This window comes from Devosia subaequoris (genome assembly GCF_014197055.1).
Lineage (GTDB): Bacteria > Pseudomonadota > Alphaproteobacteria > Rhizobiales > Devosiaceae > Devosia > Devosia subaequoris.
On the sequence record NZ_JACIEW010000002.1, the window covers coordinates 376879 to 395449 of the forward strand.

Genomic DNA, 18571 nt, shown 5'->3' on the forward strand with positions numbered 1-18571 from the left:
CATGTCCAAGAGCCTCAACGGACCCCTGCGTATCGGCATTGGCGGGCCTGTCGGCTCGGGCAAGACCACCCTGTGTGAAATGCTGCTCAAGGCCATGCGCGAACGCTATTCCATGGCCGTGGTCACCAACGACATCTACACCCAGGAAGACGCGCTGATCCTCTCGCGCGTTCAGGCGATTTCCGAGGATCGCATTGTCGGCGTGGAAACTGGCGGCTGCCCGCATACGGCAATCCGCGAGGACGCCTCGCTGAACCTGGCCGCGATTGACGATCTCAACCGCAAATTTCCCGATCTCGACATTATCCTGATCGAGAGTGGCGGCGACAATCTGGCGGCCACCTTCTCGCCCGATCTGGCCGACCTGACCATTTATGTGATTTCAGTCGCCCAGGGCGAAAAGATCCCGCGCAAGGGCGGCCCGGCGATTTCCCGCTCGGACCTGCTGGTCGTCACCCACACGGACCTGGCGCCCTATGTCGGCGCCAGCCTCGAAGTGATGGAAAGCGATACCCAGAAGGTGCGCGACGGCCGGCCCTACGTGTTCACCGACTTGTTGCGCCGCGAAAGCCTCGACCAGATCATCGGTTTTATCGAAAAGCACGGCGGTTTCGTTGCCGAGGCGGCGGAATAGGGTCGAATTAGCCCTAACTCTCCGGCCGCGTCAGCGCCACGACAGACCTCGGCGGCAGTGTTGCCGTGCCTTCAGTGAAGGCCACTTCGAACGACTGGTCAGACTGGATGCCGACGGCCCAGTCTCCTTCCGGCAGGCGCGCCACCACCGGCTCGACGCGGCGGTTGAACCAGACCAGCACGTCATCGTCCTTGTGGCGCAAATGCATGCCCAGCACCGAGGCGCCGCCTTCGTTCCAGTCGGCCTCAGTCATTTCGCGCCCGTCGGGATGCAACCACACCACGTCGCGAACGCCGTTGCGTTCCTGACCGGTTAGCCAGTGATCATGACTCACTGCTGGATGCGTCTTGCGGAAACTCTTCAGCGCTCTGACGAAATCCACCAGCGCCCCGTCTCCACTTTCCCAATCGACCCAAGTGATCTCGTTGTCCTGGGCATAGGCATTGTTATTGCCCAACTGGGTTCGATACATCTCGTCACCCTGCTGAATCAGGGGCGTGCCGCGGGAGAAGAACAAGGTCGCCAGCAATGCCCGCACGTCGCGCCTGCGGGCATGATTGATCGCTTCGTCGTCCGTTTCGCCCTCAACCCCGCAATTCCATGAGGAATTGTGGTTGTGTCCGTCGCGATTGTTCTCGCCATTCGCCTCATTGTGCTTGTCGTGATAGCTGACCAGATCGCGCAGGGTGAAGCCGTCATGCACTGCCAGCATGTTGACGCCGGCACTGGGCTTGCGCCCCTCCACATCGAAGATCTCCGCCGATCCGGCAACCTTGCTGGCCAGCGCCCCGATCTTGCCGTTTTCGCCCCTCCAAAAGGCGCGAACCTCGTCGCGATAAGTGTCGTTGTGCTCCGCAAATTCCTTGCCGAACTTGCCCAGGCCGTAGCCGCCTGGACCCGGATCCCACGGCTCAGCCACCAGGATCGCCTTTTTCAGCACCGGATCGGCCTTGATCTTCTTCAGCATCTCGGCTTCCGGGTTGAACCCCGGATCGCGGCCCAGAATGGTTGCCAGGTCAAAGCGGAATCCGGAAACCCCCAGCTCTTCGACATAATAGCGCAGACTTTCGATCACCAGCCGTTGCACGGCAGGATGATCGCAGCGCAGCGTGTTGCCGGTGCCGGTATCGTTCACCAACTGCTTTTTGCCATCCACCTCGACCCAGCGATAATAGGTCTGCGGGTCGAGCCCCATCATGGAGAGGATCGGGCCCTCGCTGTCGCCCTCGCCGGTGTGGTTATAGACGACGTCCAGGATCACCGAGATGCCGGCCTTGCGATAGACGTCCGTCATCACCCGCATCTCCTGCGGTCCGCGCGGCGCCAGGCGCGGGTCCACCGCGAAATACGCCACCGGGTTGTAACCCCACGCATTGGTGAGCCCGAGCTGGGGCAGATGCCCCTCATCGATCCAGGCCGCCGTCGGCATGAGTTGGATGGTGTCGACGCCCAGATGCTTGAAATGATCAATCACCCGCCGTGTCGTTAACCCAGCCATTGTGCCGCGCAGCGGCCCCTGCACGCTCGGATGGCGCATGGTAAAACCACGCACATTGAGTTCGTAGTAGAGGCTTGGCGACTTCTTGCGCGGCAGCGCCGGGTCATTGCCGCCGCCCGGCACAATGGCCTTGGGCACCAGCTCGGCGGTATCCACCGCATCCTCGCGCGCCAGCCGCAGGCGCGGCGAACGCACGAACACCCGGTCGAGATGGCGCGCATAAGGATCAACCAAGAGCTTGTTGGGATCGAAAAAGAGCCCCTGATCGGGATCATAGGGGCCATCGGCCCGCAGCCCATAACGCGCGCCGGGCCTGACATTGGCAATCAGCCCCGCATGCACATTGTCTTCATGTACGTCGAGTTCGAAGCGCTCAATCTCCTTGTCCTGCTCGTCGAACAGGCACACCCAAATTGCGCTGGCGCCCTCTGAGTAGACGGCAAAATTGACACCCTCCGCAGTCGCGACGGCGCCAAGCTGATCCGCGCGCCCGCGATGGGGCACCAGTTCCGGTTTCATCGACAGAGCCTGTCTAGGTGATAACGCTGGGCGCATCCCGCCCGGTCCTGGATTTGACCCCGGCAAGGGCCTCGGCGATCCCGATAAGCGGCTCAAGGGCAAGCTGGGTATCGAGATCATGGCGTCCATCGGCAGCCTCATATCTTTCAAGGTAGAGCCGCAACGTGGCGCCCACTGTGCCGGTGCCCGAGAGCCTGAGCACTATTCGCGAGCCATCGGTGAAGCCGATGCGAATACCCTGCTTGGCGCTGGTCGAGCCATCGATCGGGTCGTGATAGGTGAAGTCGTCCGCGAAGGCGACCTGCAGATCATCCTCGAATGTTTTCCCTGGCAGGCCAGGCAATTGTGCCCGCAGATCGTCGACCAGCTGGCCGGCTATGGCAGCGTCGACTTCTTCATAGTCGTGCCGCGTATAGTAGTTGCGGCCATAGATCTTCCAATGCTCGCGCACAATCTCATCGACGCCCTGCTTGCGAACCGCCAGGATGTTGAGCCACAGCAGCACCGCCCACAGGCCGTCCTTCTCGCGCACATGGCTTGAGCCGGTGCCCGCGCTTTCTTCGCCGCAAATGGTGACGCGGCCGGCATCGAGCAAATTGCCGAAGAACTTCCAACCGGTCGGCGTTTCGTGCATCTCGATGCCGAGCTTTTCAGCCACCCGATCCGCCGCCGCGCTGGTTGGCATGGAGCGGGCAATGCCGGCGATCCCATCCTTGTAGCCCGGCGCCAGATGCACATTGGCCGCCAGCAGCGCCAGCGAATCCGAAGGTGTCACAAACCGGTTCTTGCCGATGATCAGGTTGCGGTCGCCGTCGCCGTCAGAAGCCGCACCGAAATCGGGACCATCCGGGGTCATCAGCAGGTCGTGCATTTCCTTGCAGTAGACCAGATTGGGGTCCGGGTGCCCATTGTTGAAGGTGGGCGACGGGGTGCCGTTGATGACTGTGCCCTTGGGTGCGCCGAGCATGCCTTCAAGGATTGCGTGAGCGTAGGGACCAGTCACGGCATGCATGGCGTCGAACGTCATGCGGAAGCCGCTGACGAACAGCGCGCGGATGGCGTCGAAGTCGAACAGGCTCTGCATCAGCGCCGCATAGTCGGCCACTGGATCGATTACCTCGACCACCATGCCGCCGACCTGCTGCGTCCCAATAAGATTGAGGTCGATGTCGGGCGTGTCGAGCGTCTTGTAGCTGTCAATTACCTGGGTGCGCGCATAGACAGCATCGGTGATCCGCTCGGGCGCAGGCCCACCATTGCTCACATTGTATTTGATGCCGAAATCGCCATCCGGCCCGCCCGGATTGTGGCTGGCCGACAGCACCAGACCACCAAAGGCCTTATAGTGGCGGATGATATTGCTGGCCGCCGGGGTGGAGAGAATACCACCCTGCCCCACCAGCACCTTGCCAAAGCCATTTGCCGCCGCGATGCGTATGGCCTTCTGGATGGCAACATCATTATAAAACCGGCCATCCCCGCCGATGACAAGCGTCTGACCGCCAAAACCCTCCAGGCTGTCAAAGATCGACTGGATGAAATTCTCGACATAATTGGGCTGGCTAAAGACCGGCACCCGTTTCCTCAGGCCAGAGGTGCCCGGCTTCTGGTCCGAATAGGGGGTGGTCTCAATCGTCTTGGCTGTCATCTGTCGAATATCCGATCAATGAGGCATAGAGCTGGGCATAGCGGTTGGCGCTGGTTTCCCAGCTCACATCCGACTTCATCCCTCGCCTCTGCATTTTTTTCCATGATTTTTCATCGGCATAGAGCACCAGCATGCGCCGGATCGCATCGGCCAGTGCCGACTGGCTGGGCGGCGCGAACTGCACGCCAGTCGCCACCTCCGCCTGGATCGCCACTACATTGGCGTCGATGATCGTGTCGTTGAGCCCGCCGACCCGGCTGACCAGCGGCACGCAGCCATAGCGCAGCGCATAAAGTTGGGTCAGCCCGCACGGTTCGAACCGGGAGGGCACCATCATCACATCGGCCCCACCCTGCACCAGATGGCTGAGTTTTTCGTTGTAGCCGGTGACCAGGCCCACCTTGCCCGGATGATCCTTCGCGGCACTTCGAACGGCGTTTTCAAGCTCCGCATCGCCAGAACCGAGAACCGCCAATTGGGCCCCCGAGTCCACTATGAGTTCGATATTGGCGGCGAGCAGGTCGATACCTTTCTGCCAGGTCAGTCGACTGACCACCGCAAAGAGTGGGCCGTCCAGAGCTTCGAGCCCGAACGCCTCCTGCACGGCGCGCTTGTTGACCAGACGCCCCTGCATGGTGCCGGCCGTGTAGGTCTGCGCCAGCGCCGGATCGGTAGCCGGGTTCCAGGCATTCATGTCGATGCCGTTGAGCACCCCATGCACCGTGCTCGAACGATTATTGAGCAGACCGTCGAGCCCCATGCCAAATTCCGGCGTGCGGATTTCAGCGGCATAGGTGGGCGACACCGTGGTCACCACATCGGCGCATTCCACACCGGCCTTGAGATACCCCACACCGCCATAATACTCGACCCCTTCCATGGAGAAGGCATGCGCCGGCAGTTTGAGCTGCGCAAAAATCTCGGCTCCGAACGTGCCCTGAAACGCCATGTTGTGAACGGTCATCACCGTCTTGATATTGGAGGACGGACCGAATTTGACATAGGCGGGCGCCAGTCCGGCCTGCCAGTCATGGGCGTGGATGATTTGCGGCCGATAGCCGTCCACCAGCCCCAGGCCCAATTCGGACGCCACCCAACTCAACGCCGCGTAGCGCTTCCAATTGTCCGGCCAGTCCCAGCCTTCCGGGCCCATATAGGGGTTACCCGGCCGCTCATAGAGCGAGGGGGCGTCGAGCACAATCAGATCGAGACCTTCGACCCGCCCCGCAATCAACCGCGCTGACACGCCGAACAGATCATCGAACCGCGCCACCTCCCGTCCACCGGACATCTTGCCGATGACCGCCGGATAACCGGGCACCAAGGTGCGCATGGTCACCCCGGATTCACTCAGGGCACCAGGCAGGGCACCGGCCACGTCGGCCAGGCCGCCAGTCTTGATCAGCGGATAGATTTCGGAAGCGACCGAGAGAACTTCGATCATCGATCCGCCAGATATTTGTTGATCATGGCCTGGGTTATCAGCGTCACGCCCTCGTCGGACCGGCGGAACCACGTCGCATCGAATTCCGGATCTTCACCCACCACCAGGCCTTCGGGGATGTTAACGCCGCGATCGATAACAACCTTTTTCAGCCGAGCATTGCGACCGACATCGCAATAAGGCAGCACCACCGCCTCCTCGAGCATGGAATAGGAATGTACCCGGCTGCCAGTTGAAAGCAGTGTGCGCTGCAGATGCCCTCCCGAGATGATGCAATCGCCCGATACCAGAGAATTGACAGCCGAGCCGCGGCGCCCGTCGAAATCGTGCACGAACTTGGCTGGCGGCGTAATCTCGGCATAGGTCCAGATCGGCCAGTCGCGATCGTAAAGATCAAGCTGTGGCTTGATATCGGTGAGGTCGATAGACGCTTTCCAATAGGCGTCGATCGTGCCCACATCGCGCCAGTAACTGACCTCTTCATTACTCGAGCGCACGCAGGAGCGTGGGAAACGATGCGCCCAGGCGGTGCCGTTCTTGACGATATAGGGGATGATATCCTTGCCGAAGTCGCGATTGGACCCTTCGGTCGCCGCGTCGCGCTTTAGTTGCTCCATCAAAAAGCGCGTCTCGAACACATAGATGCCCATCGATGCCAGCGCCATGTCCGGCTTGTCGGGAATGCCCGGAGGGTCCTTGGGCTTTTCAACGAAATCGACCACACGATCACGGCCATCGACATGCATCACGCCGAACCCGACGGCTTCCATGCGCGGCACTTCGAGACACCCGATGGTCACGTCCGCGCCTGTATCCACATGCTGGCGGAGCATGATCTCGTAGTCCATCTTGTAGATGTGGTCGCCCGCCAGGATGACGATATAACGAGCCCCTGAGTCCTCGATAATGTCCATGTTCTGGTACACCGCATCGGCGGTGCCGGCATACCACATGTCCTCGCGCACCCGCTGGCTGGCGGGCAGCACATCAAAGCTCTCATTGCGCTCGGGACGCAGGAAGTTCCACCCGCGCGACAAATGGCGGATCAGGGAATGCGCCTGATATTGCGTCGCCACTGAAATGCGGCGAATGCCCGAATTGATGGCATTGGACAGCGCAAAGTCGATGATGCGCGACTTGCCGCCAAAATACACCGCCGGCTTGGCACGCCGGTCGGTCAGCTCCATCAGGCGCGTGCCGCGCCCTCCCGCCAGCACATAGGCCATTGCCTCACGCGCCAGGGGCGACGGTACTCGATAATCAGCCATGTTATTTCCCTCCGCTTGAGCCCGGCTTCTGCCGGGTCTTATCTCACCCGAGCCGCGTCAAGCTGGCTCATATTTCAGAAACAGTGTCGCCAATGGCGGCAGGTAGACTTCGGCCTCTGCCGGCCAGTGCTGTCCCTCGACGGCCTTGGCGATAACGGCGCCCTGATTGCCTGTGTTCCCACCAGAGTACCAACCGGCATCGGTATTTATCCTCTCTACCCAGCGCCCGGCCTTGGGCAGTGGCACCTTGTAATGACTACGTGGCACTGGCGTGAAATTGGAGATCACCAGCACCGGATCGGCATCGGGCGCCTTGCGCAGCCAGGCCAGCACGGAATTGGCCTGGTCATTGCCGATTACCCATTCGAAGCCCTCGGGCTCGCAATCGCGGTCATAAAGCGCCGGCAGGCTGCGATAGGCCGCGTTGAGGTCGGCCACCAGGCGCCGCATGCCTTCATGGCTCGGTGCATCGAGCAGATACCAGTCGAGCGCCCGGCTTTCGGACCACTCTTCGCGCTGCGCGAATTCCTGACCCATGAACAACAATTTCTTTCCCGGATGTCCCCACATGAAGGCCAGATACGCGCGCAGATTTGCAAATTGCTGCCAGTCGTCTCCGGGCATTTTCGAGAGCAATGCGCCCTTGCCGTGCACCACCTCGTCATGGCTCAGCGGCAGGACAAAATTTTCGCTGAACGCATACACCAGCCCGAAAGTCATATCGTTGTGGTGGAACCGACGATGGATGGTCTCCCGGCTCATGAAGCGCAGCGTGTCGTTCATGAACCCCATGTTCCACTTGAACCCGAAACCAAGGCCGCCGGCATAGGTCGGTGCGCTGACGCCCGGCCACGACGTTGATTCCTCGGCGATCATGAAGGCGCCGGGAAATTGCCGATACACCTCGGCATTGACCCGCTGCAAAAAGGCGACCGCTTCCAGGTTCTGGTTGCCACCATGCTGATTGGGCACCCATTCGCCGGGCTGCCGCGAATAGTCGAGGTACAGCATCGAGGCGACCGCATCGACGCGCAGCCCGTCGATGTGAAACTGTTCAAACCAGAACAGCGCATTGTTCGTCAGGAAAGCCGAAACCTCCTTGCGCCCGAAATTGAAGATCGCGGTGTTCCAATCGGGATGAAAGCCCTGACGCGGGTCTTCATGCTCGTAGAGCGCGGTGCCGTCGAAATGCGCAAGGCCATGCTCATCGGTCGGGAAATGTGCCGGCACCCAGTCCAGGATGACCCCGAGCCCGGCCTCATGCGCGGCGTTGACCAGCCGCGCGAACCCGGCAGGATCGCCAAATCGCGCCGTCGGGGCATAAAGCCCGGTTGGCTGATAACCCCAACTCGGGTCGAATGGATGCTCTGAAATGGGCATGAATTCGAGATGGGTATAGCCCATATCGGCTGCATAGGGCACGAGCTGCTCGGCAAGCTGGTCATAGGACATGAAGCTGCCATCGGGCCGCCGCCGCCAGGACCCCAGATGCACCTCGTAAATGGACATAGGCGTGCGGCGCCAGTCGCGCGTGGCACGTTCTTCCATATATTTCTGGTCGGTCCAGGTGAACGGGGTCGGATCGGGCACCACCGAAGCCGTGCGGGGACGCATTTCCGCCTGCCGGGCATAGGGGTCAGCTTTCAAAGGCAGAACCTGCCCGTTCGGCCCAACGATCTCGTATTTATAGATCGTACCAGTCCCCAGCACCGGGATGAACACTTCCCAAATGCCTTGCCGATTGCGCATCGGGTTGCGCCGGCCATCCCATTCATTCCATGGCCCCACTACGGACACCCGCTGCGCATTGGGCGCCCAGACCGCGAAGTGGGTGCCGTGAATGCCCTCGAATTCCATTTCGTGGGCGCCCATCTTGTCGAACAGCCGCAGATGGCTGCCTTCACCGATGTAATAGTCGTCCATCGGCCCCAACACCGGCCCGAAGGAATAGGGGTCATAAACCGTCCAGCTACCGCCGGCATTTTTGGCCTCGTAGCGGATCGGTTGCCGCTCGGTAATATCCACCTTGGCTTCAAAGAAGCCCGCCTTGTGGCGCGGGATCATGTGACCAAGTGGCGTGCCCCCGAGTGTGAAAGCGTTCAGCGTATCAGCATGGGGAACGAAGGCCCGCAGAACCCAGTGTCCCGCCACTTCATGCAAGCCCAGAAAGGCAAAGGCATTGCTGTGGCGGCCCGCCACGATGGCTTCGATTTCCCGCTCATCGGCCTGCCAACTTTCCTTGCTCACACTCACTCTCACGCTCCCCCAATGGCCTGCCAATCATCCTGGCCGGCCCAACAAAACTCTGCGCCCAATCCTGATCTTGCGTCAGGTATGACCGCGCGCTTGCGCTCTAGGACGTCGAAACGCCCCAGATATCTTCTGCATATTGCCGGATCGTCCTGTCCGACGAGAAAAAGCCCACGCTGGCGGTGTTGCGGATGGCCATCGCCGTCCACTTCTTCTTGTCGCGCCAGATGGCATCGACCTTGGCTTGTGCAGCCACATAGGCATCGAAGTCCCGCGCCACCATGAACCAGTCATGGTCATAGAGCCCGCCAATCAGATCGCGATAACGATGCGGATCATCCGGCGAGAACACACCAGTGGCGATCGATTCCAGAGCCTCGCGCAAGCGTGGCGAACCATCGATCGCAGCACGCGGCACTTCCGAACGGGCCCGCTTGTCTTCCACCTGATCTGTGGTCAGACCGAAGATGACGATGTTCTTGTCGCCCACCTCCTTGTGCATCTCCACATTGGCCCCATCCATGGTGCCGATGGTGATGGCGCCATTGGCCATGAACTTCATGTTGCCGGTGCCCGAGGCTTCCATGCCCGCGGTCGAAATCTGTTCTGACAGATCCGCAGCAGGCACGATCACTTCGGCCAGGCTCACATTGTAATTGGGAAGGAAGACCACCTTGAGCAGACCGCGCACCGCCGGATCATTATTGATCACCCGCGCCACATCGTTGATCAACTTGATGATCAGCTTGGCGTTCCAGTAGCTCGGCGCCGCCTTGCCTGCGAAGATCTTCACCCGCGGCACCCATTCTTTTTCCGGATGGGCACGGATTTCATCATAAAGCGCCACGGCATGGATAATGTTGAGCAATTGCCGCTTGTATTCGTGGATGCGCTTGATCTGCACATCGAACATGGCATCGGGCGACACCGTGACGTTCAGCCGGTCCTTGATCAGTTTGGCCAGCACCTTCTTGTTCTTGAGCTTTACCTCGGCGAACTGCTTCTGGAAGCTGGGATCTTCGGCATGCGGCAAAAGCTGGTGCAGCTTGTCGATATCATCGAGGAATTCGGGGCCGATCCGGTCCGACACCAACCGAGTCAGCGTCGGATTGCATTGCATCAGCCACCGCCGTGGGGTGATACCATTGGTCTTGTTGTTGATGCGCTCGGGATAGAGCTTGTGCAGGTCGGCAAACACCGTCTGCTTCATCAGTTCCGTATGCAGCGCCGAGACGCCATTGATCGAGTGCGATCCGACAAAGGCCAGTTGGCCCATCCGCACACGGCGCCCGCCATGTTCGTCAATCAGCGACACATTGGCGATCTGCTGATCGGAGAACTTGGCCTTGGTCCGCGCTTCGGCCAGCACATCGGCATTGATCTGATAAACGATCTGCATGTGGCGTGGCAGCAGGCGTTCGAGCAGGGCCACCGGCCAGCTTTCCAGCGCTTCGGGCAGCAGTGTGTGATTGGTATAGCCAAACGTACCCTTGGTGATCTGCCAGGCTTTGGCCCATTTTATCCCGTTATCATCGACCAGAATGCGCATCAGCTCGGCCACCGAAATGGCCGGATGCGTATCGTTGAGCTGAATGGCCACCTTGTCGGCCAGCGAACCCAGATCACCATATTGCTGGAGATGGCGCCGCACGATGTCCTGAAGGGAAGCCGATGAGAAGAAGAACTCCTGACGCAAGCGCAGCTCCTGCCCCGCCGCCGTGGAATCAGCCGGGTAGAGCACACGGGTAATTGCTTCGGCCTTGGCGCTTTCTTCGAGCGCCCCGATATGGTCGCCGGAATTGAATTTGTCGAGCAGGATCGGGTCGATGGGCTGCGCGCTCCAGAGCCGGAGCGTGTTCACCCTTGCCCCGCGCCAGCCGACAATCGGCGTATCAAAGGCTACGGCCAGCAGATGCTCGTTTGGCCGCCATTCCTGGCGTATCTCTCCGTCCGGATCAGTGACCGGTTCAACGTGCCCGCCAAACCCGACTTCATAGGCGCTCTCGCGGCGCTCGAATTCCCAGGGGTTGCCGTGTGCCAGCCACTCCTCGGGCAGCTCGACCTGCCAGCCCTCGCTCATTTCCTGCCGGAACAGGCCATGCACATAGCGAATGCCATAGCCATAGGCTGGGATTTGCACCGAGGACATCGATTCAAGGAAACAGGCAGCCAGGCGACCCAGGCCGCCATTGCCCAGCGCTGCATCTGGTTCGAGATTGATCAGGTCGCCCAGATCGACATCGAGGTTTTTCAGCGCCTGCGCAACGGGCTCCATCAGCCCGACATTGCTCATCGCATCGCGCATCAGCCGCCCGATGAGAAACTCAAGGCTGAGGTAATAGACCCGCTTGTTCGAGGTTCGCCAGGTATCGCGCGAACTCTCCATCCAGCGGTCCATGATCCGGTCGCGCACGGCCAGAATGGTGGCGCGCAGCCAATCATGTGGTCGGGCGACAATCGGATCCTTGCCGACCGAATAGATCAGCTTTTCAAGAATCTCGGCCTGAATGGCCTCAACTGTTATCGCGCGGGGTTCGGGCGTGGGCGCATCGTAAACGATCGGCTTTTGCGGCATCTCGCAATCCAGTGTTCATATCGATGTTCCCCTCAGAATACATGCAGTGTTGCACTTAATTTATGCAGGGGAAAGCCCCCGAGTATTTCATCGGAAACTAGCTGCCTCGCGTCTGGTCGGCGGACTGGCTCGCGGCGGCGTCGGCGGTCTCCTCGGCAATCGAAACGCCACCTTCGCGCGCCTGATCCCGCGCATTGCTGATCAGCAACTGGGTCAGGTTACGCCAGTCTTCGCCACCCAGTTGCAACTCGAAACGCTGCCGGTCACGGCCACGCACGCCCTCGATGACCTCATCAGCCTCCTCATCGGTTGCACCGAGCAATCGAATCGCGGCGCCACCAAAGTTGATTGCCGACTCAAAGGTCTCGCGAAGTTGATATTCGACGCCTGCCCGCACCAATTCGATGCCATGCGACCGATCGAAGGCCCGCGCCATCACACGTGCCAGTGGAAACTCGTCCCGCAGCAATTCGGCAATCCGCGTGGTCTGTTCCCGCTGATCGGTGCAGATCAGTATCAGATCCGCCGTAGACGCGCCTGCCGCGCGCAGGATATCGAGCCGCGTCCCATCGCCGTAATAGACCTTGAAGCCGATCTGAGCCGCAGCCCTGATCATGTCCGTGTCGTTATCGATGATCGACACTGTGTGCTTGAGCGCAAGCAGCGGCTGACTGACGATTTGCCCGAAACGGCCAAAGCCGATGATCAGCACCTTGCCGCTCATCTCGTGCGCCTCTTCCACACCGTCCATGGACTGCGCAGCCTTCGGCATCAGATAGCGCATGCCGATGATTGCAAAGGGCGTAATGACCATCGAGATGATCACAGTCGCGGTAAAGATCGCATTGGTCGGCCCGTCGATCAGTCCGCTGGTCGCGGCGGTTGTGTAGAGCACGAAGGCGAACTCACCGCCCTGCCCCATGAGCACTGCGCGCTCCAGCGCCTCGCCATGATCCGACTTCAGCAGCCGCGCAATGACATAGATCGCCACCGCCTTGACCAGCATGTAAACCGCGACACTGATGGCGATAAGACCCCAGTTCTCGCCCACGACAGCCAGATCGAGCGACATGCCGACGGCCAGAAAGAACAGGCCCAGCAACAACCCCCTGAAGGGTTCGACATCAGCCTCGAGCTGATGCTTGAAAGCGGAGGTGGAGAGCAACACGCCGGCCAGGAATGCGCCCATCGCCATGGACAGCCCGCTGACCTGGAACAACAGGGCCGCGCCCAGCACCACCAGCAGCGCTGCCGCGGTCATCACCTCGCGCACCTTTGCCTGAGCCAAGAGCCCGAAGAACGGGTTCATGATCCGTCGCCCGAGAAAGATCAGCAGCAAGATCGCCCCGGCGGCGACACCGAAGGACGTCAGCCGGGCGGTCATGCTGACATCGTCGGTCGAGGGCGCCAGCAAAGTGACCACCGCGAGCAGCGGGACAATGGCGAGATCCTCGAGCAGCAACACCGAGACCATTTTCTGCCCACCGGGCGTCGCCAGTTCACCCCGTTCGCCCAGGATTTGCATCACGATCGCGGTCGAGGTCAGCACAAAACCCATGCCGAAGACGAAGGCAACAACGGGCGCAAAGCCCAGCAACACACCGATACCGGTCAACAGCGCGCCAGAGACTGCAACCTGGATGACGCCAAGCCCGAAAATCTGCTTGCGCAGGGACCAAAGCCGGCTGGGCTCCATTTCCAGCCCGATGATGAAGAGAAACAGCACCACGCCCAGTTCGGCAGCGTGCAGGACGGACGCAGGATCAGAGATCAGGCCGATGCCCGAGGGGCCCAGCAGCAGACCCGCCGCCAGATAGCCAAGCACCGAGCCAAGTCCGATTCGCCGGAATATCGGCACCGCGATGGTTCCGGCTGCGAGCAGGGCGACAACGGGCACAAGGTCGAGACCGCCATGCGCTGCTTCGGCTGCATGGGTTACAACGTCACCAGCCATCCGCGCAGTCTCCAAACCAATCGGCGTAAAGACTGGTGTGAGCGCGCGCCTCCGTCAAGAGATCAATGCCCGGTTCAGCTGGTGCTGGGTTCAACCCCCGTAGGCCTGGTGCCCAAGGGCGGCTCCACCCGATCCCGGTTGAAACCTTCGCCACCTTCTTCGCGGCGCTTCTCAGCTATCGCCTGGGCGGCATTGGCCAGCAATTCATCACGATCGCTCATCTGGTGCGTGCGGCGGACGGGCTTGCGCGGCGCCAAAGGCTTGCTGGGTAGGGCATGGACGATTACCGACTGGGCAATCAACAGGGTCGGTACGGCAACCAGCCCGCCCACCGGGCCCCAAGCCCAAATCCAGAAGGTGATCGAAAGAAAGATGATGAAGGGATTGAGCGTTAGCGAGCGGCCGATGAAATGCGGCGTGAATATCTGCCCTTCGACGAAATTGATCCCGGCATAGCACGCCACCGGCAACAGGATCTGCCAGAGCTCAGTCTGTGTCCCCAGACCCACTGCCACCAGCACCGTGATCATGATGGCCTGCCCCACATAGGGAATATAATTTAGCACGGCCGCCATGGCGCCCCAGAGCAATGGTGAGGGCATTCCGATGACCCACATGGCGATCGACACTGCAGTGCCAACACACAGATTGATCAGGGTTACCGAGAGCAGGAAGCGGCTGACCTTGGTTTCCACATCGCGAAACACGTGTGCCGTACGCCAACGCATGCGCCGGGTGACGCACATGGAGAGCACCGACATCCGGATGTGATCGCGGGTGGCCACGAAGAAATAGAGACTAGCCAGGAAGATCGCCACTTGCGCCAAGGCCGCAGGGGCCAGCATCGCCACCCCCGCTACCGTACTGGTATCTTCCACCTGCACGGACATCGCGCCCTCTGTGCCAAGCACAGAGGTCAACTGTTCCTGGAACTGGCCAATCGATTCCAGCGGTTCTCGAAGGTTGGCCAATTGCACCTGCAATTTCTCCCAGATCAAGGGAGCCCGCGCGACCCATTCGCTAAGCGGCACTGCAAACATTGTTGCAAATCCGGCGATGACCGTAAGCAACAGCAAGACCACGACGCCGGCCGAAAGCGCCGGCGGCACACCCCAGCTTTCCAACCTGTCGGCCACCGGCCCGAACATCAGCCCCACGACAATGGCCAGGGTCACCGGCGCGAGAAACACCTGCCCCGCCTGAAGCGCCGTCAAGAACACGGCAAAGCCGATGCCCACCACGGCCAGACGCGCAGCGTTGCTCAACACGCGCTCGAACTGGCTTTGGTCGACATCGGCGGGCAGGCCAGAGGGGAGTTGGCGCATTTGGTGTTCCGCACTTGGAGGCGCGTCGAAAACGCGGCGGCGACGGCTTTCGTTCCGCCGCGACCAGTTGGTGCATCGACCGCGCCCGCCGCCTTGGATAAGCTCCGCCCAAATTCAACTCCTGAGTCTTTTGGAAGCCTTTATGTCCCGCAAGATCATCATCGACACCGACCCCGGCCAGGACGACGCTGTTGCCATTCTGCTTGCGCTGGCGTCGCCCGAAGAGCTGGATGTGCTGGGCATTGTTGCCGTGGCCGGCAATGTCGGCCTGGCGCAGAATGCGATCAATGCCCGCAAGGTCGTCGAGCTCTCCGGCCGGACCGACATTCCAGTCTATGCCGGCTGCTCGCGCCCAATGCGCCGCCAACTGGTTACCGCTGAGCACGTGCATGGCGAGACAGGCCTGAACGGCCCCGATCTGCCCGAGCCCACCATCCCGCTGCAGGCCCAGCATGGTGTCGACTACATCATCGACACGCTGATGAACGCCGAGCCGAAAACCATCACCCTGTGCACGCTGGGGCCCCTGACCAATATCGCCATGGCGCTGGTCAAGCAGCCAGCCATTGCCGAGCGCATCCAGGAAATCGTGATGATGGGCGGGGCCTATTTCGAGGTCGGAAACATCACCCCGGCGGCCGAATTCAACATCTATGTCGACCCCGAAGCTGCCGATGTGGTGATGCGCTGCGGCGCGCCGATCACCATCCTGTCGCTCGACGTCACCCATATGATCCAGTCAACCCCAGCCCGCCTCGAGAGGATCAAGGCTATGGGCAACAAATCCGGCGAAGCCGTGCATGCCATGCTGACCTTCTCCGAGACCTTCGACCTCGAAAAGTATGGCTGGGATGGCGCGCCCCTCCACGACCCGACGGTCATCGCCTATCTGCTGCAGCCCAAGCTGTTTGAGGGACGCCACTGTAATGTGACCATCGAAACGGCAAGCGAGCTGACCATGGGCATGACCGTGGCCGATTTCTGGCATGTTACCGGCCGCAGTTATAACGCCACCTGGATTCGCACTGGCGATGCAGACGGCTTCTATACCCTGCTCAATGATCGCCTCGCCCGCTTGCCCTGACCTCACGCGAGCGTGATGCGCTCGCTGAAACTGCATTCGCAAGCCTCCCGTAGCTCCCCGTGATCTGACCGGCGAACAAAAATCGCTGGTCGCCACAAAGAGAGAAAAATCATGTCGCTTGCCAAGACCACTATCGCCGCTGCTGTATTTGCCCTCGCTTCGAGCGTCGCCATTGCCCAGGACAATCCCATGGTCGGCGGCGCGGCCATGCTGGCCGAAAAAAACATTGTCGAAAACGCCGTGAACTCGGCCGATCACACGACCCTTGTGGCGGCCGTGAAAGCGGCGGGCTTGGTCGATACGCTCCAAAGCCCTGGTCCGTTTACCGTATTCGCGCCCACCAACGATGCGTTCGGCAAGCTGCCCGATGGCACCGTCGACACGCTGTTGATGGAAGAAAACAAGGACCAGCTGGTCAAGGTGCTGACCGCCCATGTCGTGTCCGGCAAGCTCTCCGCGAGCGATCTGGTCAGCCGCGCCCGCGCCAATGGCGGCCGCTACAACATGCAGACTGTCAGCGGCGACGCCCTAACCGCCGAAGTCCGCGGCTCGCATGTCTATATCTATGACGAAGCCGGCGGCGCTGCCCTGGTGACCATCGCCGATGTCAATCAGTCCAATGGAGTGATCCACGTCGTGGACGAGGTCTTGCTGCCGCGATAATCCTTCGTCCCGGCGCGAGAACAGGCCCTGCCCCCTCCGCAGGGCCTGTTTTTACGGCCGCACCTAGCCCAGAGCGATCTCGCGGCTCACCCCGACATTCTCAAGAAATGAACGATCGTGGCTGATCACCAGCAGCGCACCGTCATAGGCGCGTAAGCCGGCCTCCACGATCTCGATGGCCTCGATGTCGAAATGGTTGGTCGGTTCATCCAGAACCACCAGCATGGGCGGGGTATTGCCGCCCAGCACGCAGGCCAGTCCCGCGCGCAGCATTTCCCCGCCGCTCAGCGTTTCCACGCTCTGCAACGCTGCTTCATTGCGAAATTTGAACGCCGCCAACACGGCGCGGCAGTCATTGATTGTACTGTCAGAACTGAGCCGCTTAAAATTGCCCAGGATGCTATCGGACCGATCGAGTAACCCAACCTGCTGATCCATTAGGGCCATCGGCCCCCCGATCTGCACCGTGCCGCCAATCGGCTGCAGGGCGCCGGTCAGCAGCTTGAGCAGCGTTGTCTTGCCCGACCCGTTCGGACCTGTGATGGCGACGCGCTCCGGTCCAACGATCTCAAGACTGGCATTCTTGATGATTGGCAACTCCGGGTCATGGCCGCCTGTCAACTCGCTGGCCCGCAGGACCACTTTTCCTGCCGGCAGTCCACTCGGCGCCAGCTTCACTGCAAATGGCGCCAGCACTTCGATTCTCGCGCGCGCCTCGGCTGCTTGAATTTGTGCCGCATCCGCCTGCTTCTCAGCCAGTCGATCCAGCCCGCCCGCTGTCGCCTCGGCGCGCCGTTTCATGCCGCCGAGCAGGATCCTGGGCATGTCGCCCTTGGCAGCTTTTCTGCGCCCGCCGGCATCGCGCCGAGCCTGACGTTCCCGCGCCTCCTGTCCCGCCCGAGCGGCATCGCGCACCTGGCGATCGGCGTGGCTGAGGTCACGCTGCACCGCCGTCAGTTCCAGCGCCTTGCGCTCCCGATAGTGGCTGAAATTGCCGCCATATGCGGTAGCGCCGAAACTGGTGAGTTCGACGATGGCATCCATCCGCTCGAGCAGATCGCGGTCATGACTGATGACGATGGCAGCGCCGCGCCAATGATCCAGCATCGCAGCGACGGCTGCGCGCCCATCGGCATCCAGATTGTTCGTCGGCTCGTCGAGCAGGATCAGATCGGGCGCATCAAACACCAGAGCCGCCAGCGCCGCTCGCGTGCGCTGCCCACCGGAAAGCGTGGAGAGACGGGTAGCTGGGACAGCATCCAATGCCAGCGTTTCGAGCGCAGCTTCCAGCCGCGCCTCAAGAGTCCAGTCGGCCTCTGCAAGTTCATCACCCGTCGCTTCACCGCTCATTGCGCGTTTGAGCAGGTCCAGCCCAGCTCGCACGCCAAACAGATCGGCAATGGTTTCATCAGGCTCCGGCTGCACGGACTGGCGCAGCACACCGACCCGGCCAATCACTTCAACGGAACCCGAAGCGGGTGCTAGCTCGCCCGTCATCAGGCGCAGCAGCGTCGTCTTGCCCACGCCATTGCGGCCAACAAGCCCGCTGCGGCCGATGCCAAAGCTCAGATCGAGATTGGAGAAAAGGGGTTGGCCGTCAGGGCCGGTATAGGTCAGTCGCGAAAGGGTCACGGAAGGCATGGTTCGTCAATTCCTCAGGGGCAAGGCAGGTGGGCATTGCTGTGAGGATGCGATCCATTGGGAAACGT

Annotated in this window: 12 protein-coding genes; 3 read left to right on the forward strand and 9 right to left on the reverse strand. The window is 61.0% G+C overall.

Translation table 11 applies throughout. From position 1 onward, the window contains the following. Position 1 precedes the first annotated feature (1 nt). The gene (gene ureG, locus GGR20_RS06430; RefSeq protein WP_183310410.1) at positions 2 to 634 is read left to right on the forward strand and encodes an urease accessory protein UreG; all 633 of its coding nucleotides are present in this window, start codon (positions 2 to 4) and stop codon (positions 632 to 634) included. Positions 635 to 647: 13 nt separating this feature from the next. Here ureG and glgX read toward each other — a convergent pair whose 3' ends face one another. The 8 genes from glgX to GGR20_RS06470 form a co-directional block, all read right to left on the reverse strand. After that, positions 648 to 2651: a glycogen debranching protein GlgX gene (gene glgX, locus GGR20_RS06435; RefSeq protein ID WP_183310411.1), complete on the reverse strand. Its 2004-nt coding sequence runs from the start codon at positions 2649 to 2651 to the stop codon at positions 648 to 650. Between the two features lie 13 nt (positions 2652 to 2664). Further along, positions 2665 to 4299 carry an alpha-D-glucose phosphate-specific phosphoglucomutase gene (locus GGR20_RS06440; RefSeq protein ID WP_183310412.1) on the reverse strand — a complete coding sequence of 545 codons (1635 nt, stop codon included), beginning with the start codon at positions 4297 to 4299 and terminating at the stop codon, positions 2665 to 2667. Next, positions 4280 to 5740 carry a glycogen synthase GlgA gene (gene glgA, locus GGR20_RS06445; protein ID WP_183310484.1) on the reverse strand — a complete coding sequence of 487 codons (1461 nt, stop codon included), beginning with the start codon at positions 5738 to 5740 and terminating at the stop codon, positions 4280 to 4282. Before glgA ends, GGR20_RS06440 begins: the two co-directional genes overlap by 20 nt. Further along, on the reverse strand, positions 5740 to 7011 hold the full coding sequence (glgC, locus tag GGR20_RS06450; RefSeq protein WP_183310413.1) for a glucose-1-phosphate adenylyltransferase: 1272 nt from the start codon (positions 7009 to 7011) through the stop codon (positions 5740 to 5742). Before glgC ends, glgA begins: the two co-directional genes overlap by 1 nt. Before the next feature lie 57 nt (positions 7012 to 7068). After that, positions 7069 to 9270, reverse strand: coding sequence for a 1,4-alpha-glucan branching protein GlgB (gene glgB / locus GGR20_RS06455; RefSeq protein ID WP_183310414.1), 2202 nt, complete (start codon positions 9268 to 9270; stop codon positions 7069 to 7071). A gap of 94 nt (positions 9271 to 9364) precedes the next feature. Further along, the gene (locus GGR20_RS06460; protein ID WP_183310415.1) at positions 9365 to 11836 is read right to left on the reverse strand and encodes a glycogen/starch/alpha-glucan phosphorylase; all 2472 of its coding nucleotides are present in this window, start codon (positions 11834 to 11836) and stop codon (positions 9365 to 9367) included. Positions 11837 to 11933: 97 nt separating this feature from the next. Continuing rightward, positions 11934 to 13790 carry a monovalent cation:proton antiporter-2 (CPA2) family protein gene (locus GGR20_RS06465; RefSeq protein WP_183310416.1) on the reverse strand — a complete coding sequence of 619 codons (1857 nt, stop codon included), beginning with the start codon at positions 13788 to 13790 and terminating at the stop codon, positions 11934 to 11936. 74 nt (positions 13791 to 13864) lie between these two features. Beyond that, on the reverse strand, positions 13865 to 15115 hold the full coding sequence (locus tag GGR20_RS06470; protein WP_183310417.1) for an AI-2E family transporter: 1251 nt from the start codon (positions 15113 to 15115) through the stop codon (positions 13865 to 13867). A gap of 142 nt (positions 15116 to 15257) precedes the next feature. On the opposite strand from GGR20_RS06470, the gene GGR20_RS06475 reads away from it, so the two are divergent. Further along, positions 15258 to 16199 carry a nucleoside hydrolase gene (locus tag GGR20_RS06475; protein ID WP_183310418.1) on the forward strand — a complete coding sequence of 314 codons (942 nt, stop codon included), beginning with the start codon at positions 15258 to 15260 and terminating at the stop codon, positions 16197 to 16199. Positions 16200 to 16310: 111 nt separating this feature from the next. Next, positions 16311 to 16862 carry a fasciclin domain-containing protein gene (locus GGR20_RS06480; protein ID WP_183310419.1) on the forward strand — a complete coding sequence of 184 codons (552 nt, stop codon included), beginning with the start codon at positions 16311 to 16313 and terminating at the stop codon, positions 16860 to 16862. A gap of 63 nt (positions 16863 to 16925) precedes the next feature. On the opposite strand, the gene GGR20_RS06485 is transcribed toward GGR20_RS06480, so the two are convergent. Then, positions 16926 to 18503 carry an ABC-F family ATP-binding cassette domain-containing protein gene (locus tag GGR20_RS06485; protein WP_183310420.1) on the reverse strand — a complete coding sequence of 526 codons (1578 nt, stop codon included), beginning with the start codon at positions 18501 to 18503 and terminating at the stop codon, positions 16926 to 16928. Positions 18504 to 18571: the final 68 nt, after the last annotated feature.

Coding starts and splice junctions, on each gene's coding strand:
- GGR20_RS06485 (WP_183310420.1), bottom strand. CDS start 18,503: ATGCCTTCCGTGACCCTTTCGCGACTGACCTATACCGGCCCTGACGGC.
- GGR20_RS06470 (WP_183310417.1), bottom strand. CDS start 15,115: ATGCGCCAACTCCCCTCTGGCCTGCCCGCCGATGTCGACCAAAGCCAG.
- glgC (WP_183310413.1), bottom strand. CDS start 7,011: ATGGCTGATTATCGAGTACCGTCGCCCCTGGCGCGTGAGGCAATGGCC.
- GGR20_RS06460 (WP_183310415.1), bottom strand. CDS start 11,836: ATGCCGCAAAAGCCGATCGTTTACGATGCGCCCACGCCCGAACCCCGC.
- GGR20_RS06465 (WP_183310416.1), bottom strand. CDS start 13,790: ATGGCTGGTGACGTTGTAACCCATGCAGCCGAAGCAGCGCATGGCGGT.
- GGR20_RS06480 (WP_183310419.1), top strand. CDS start 16,311: ATGTCGCTTGCCAAGACCACTATCGCCGCTGCTGTATTTGCCCTCGCT.
- glgX (WP_183310411.1), bottom strand. CDS start 2,651: ATGAAACCGGAACTGGTGCCCCATCGCGGGCGCGCGGATCAGCTTGGC.
- GGR20_RS06440 (WP_183310412.1), bottom strand. CDS start 4,299: ATGACAGCCAAGACGATTGAGACCACCCCCTATTCGGACCAGAAGCCG.
- ureG (WP_183310410.1), top strand. CDS start 2: ATGTCCAAGAGCCTCAACGGACCCCTGCGTATCGGCATTGGCGGGCCT.
- GGR20_RS06475 (WP_183310418.1), top strand. CDS start 15,258: ATGTCCCGCAAGATCATCATCGACACCGACCCCGGCCAGGACGACGCT.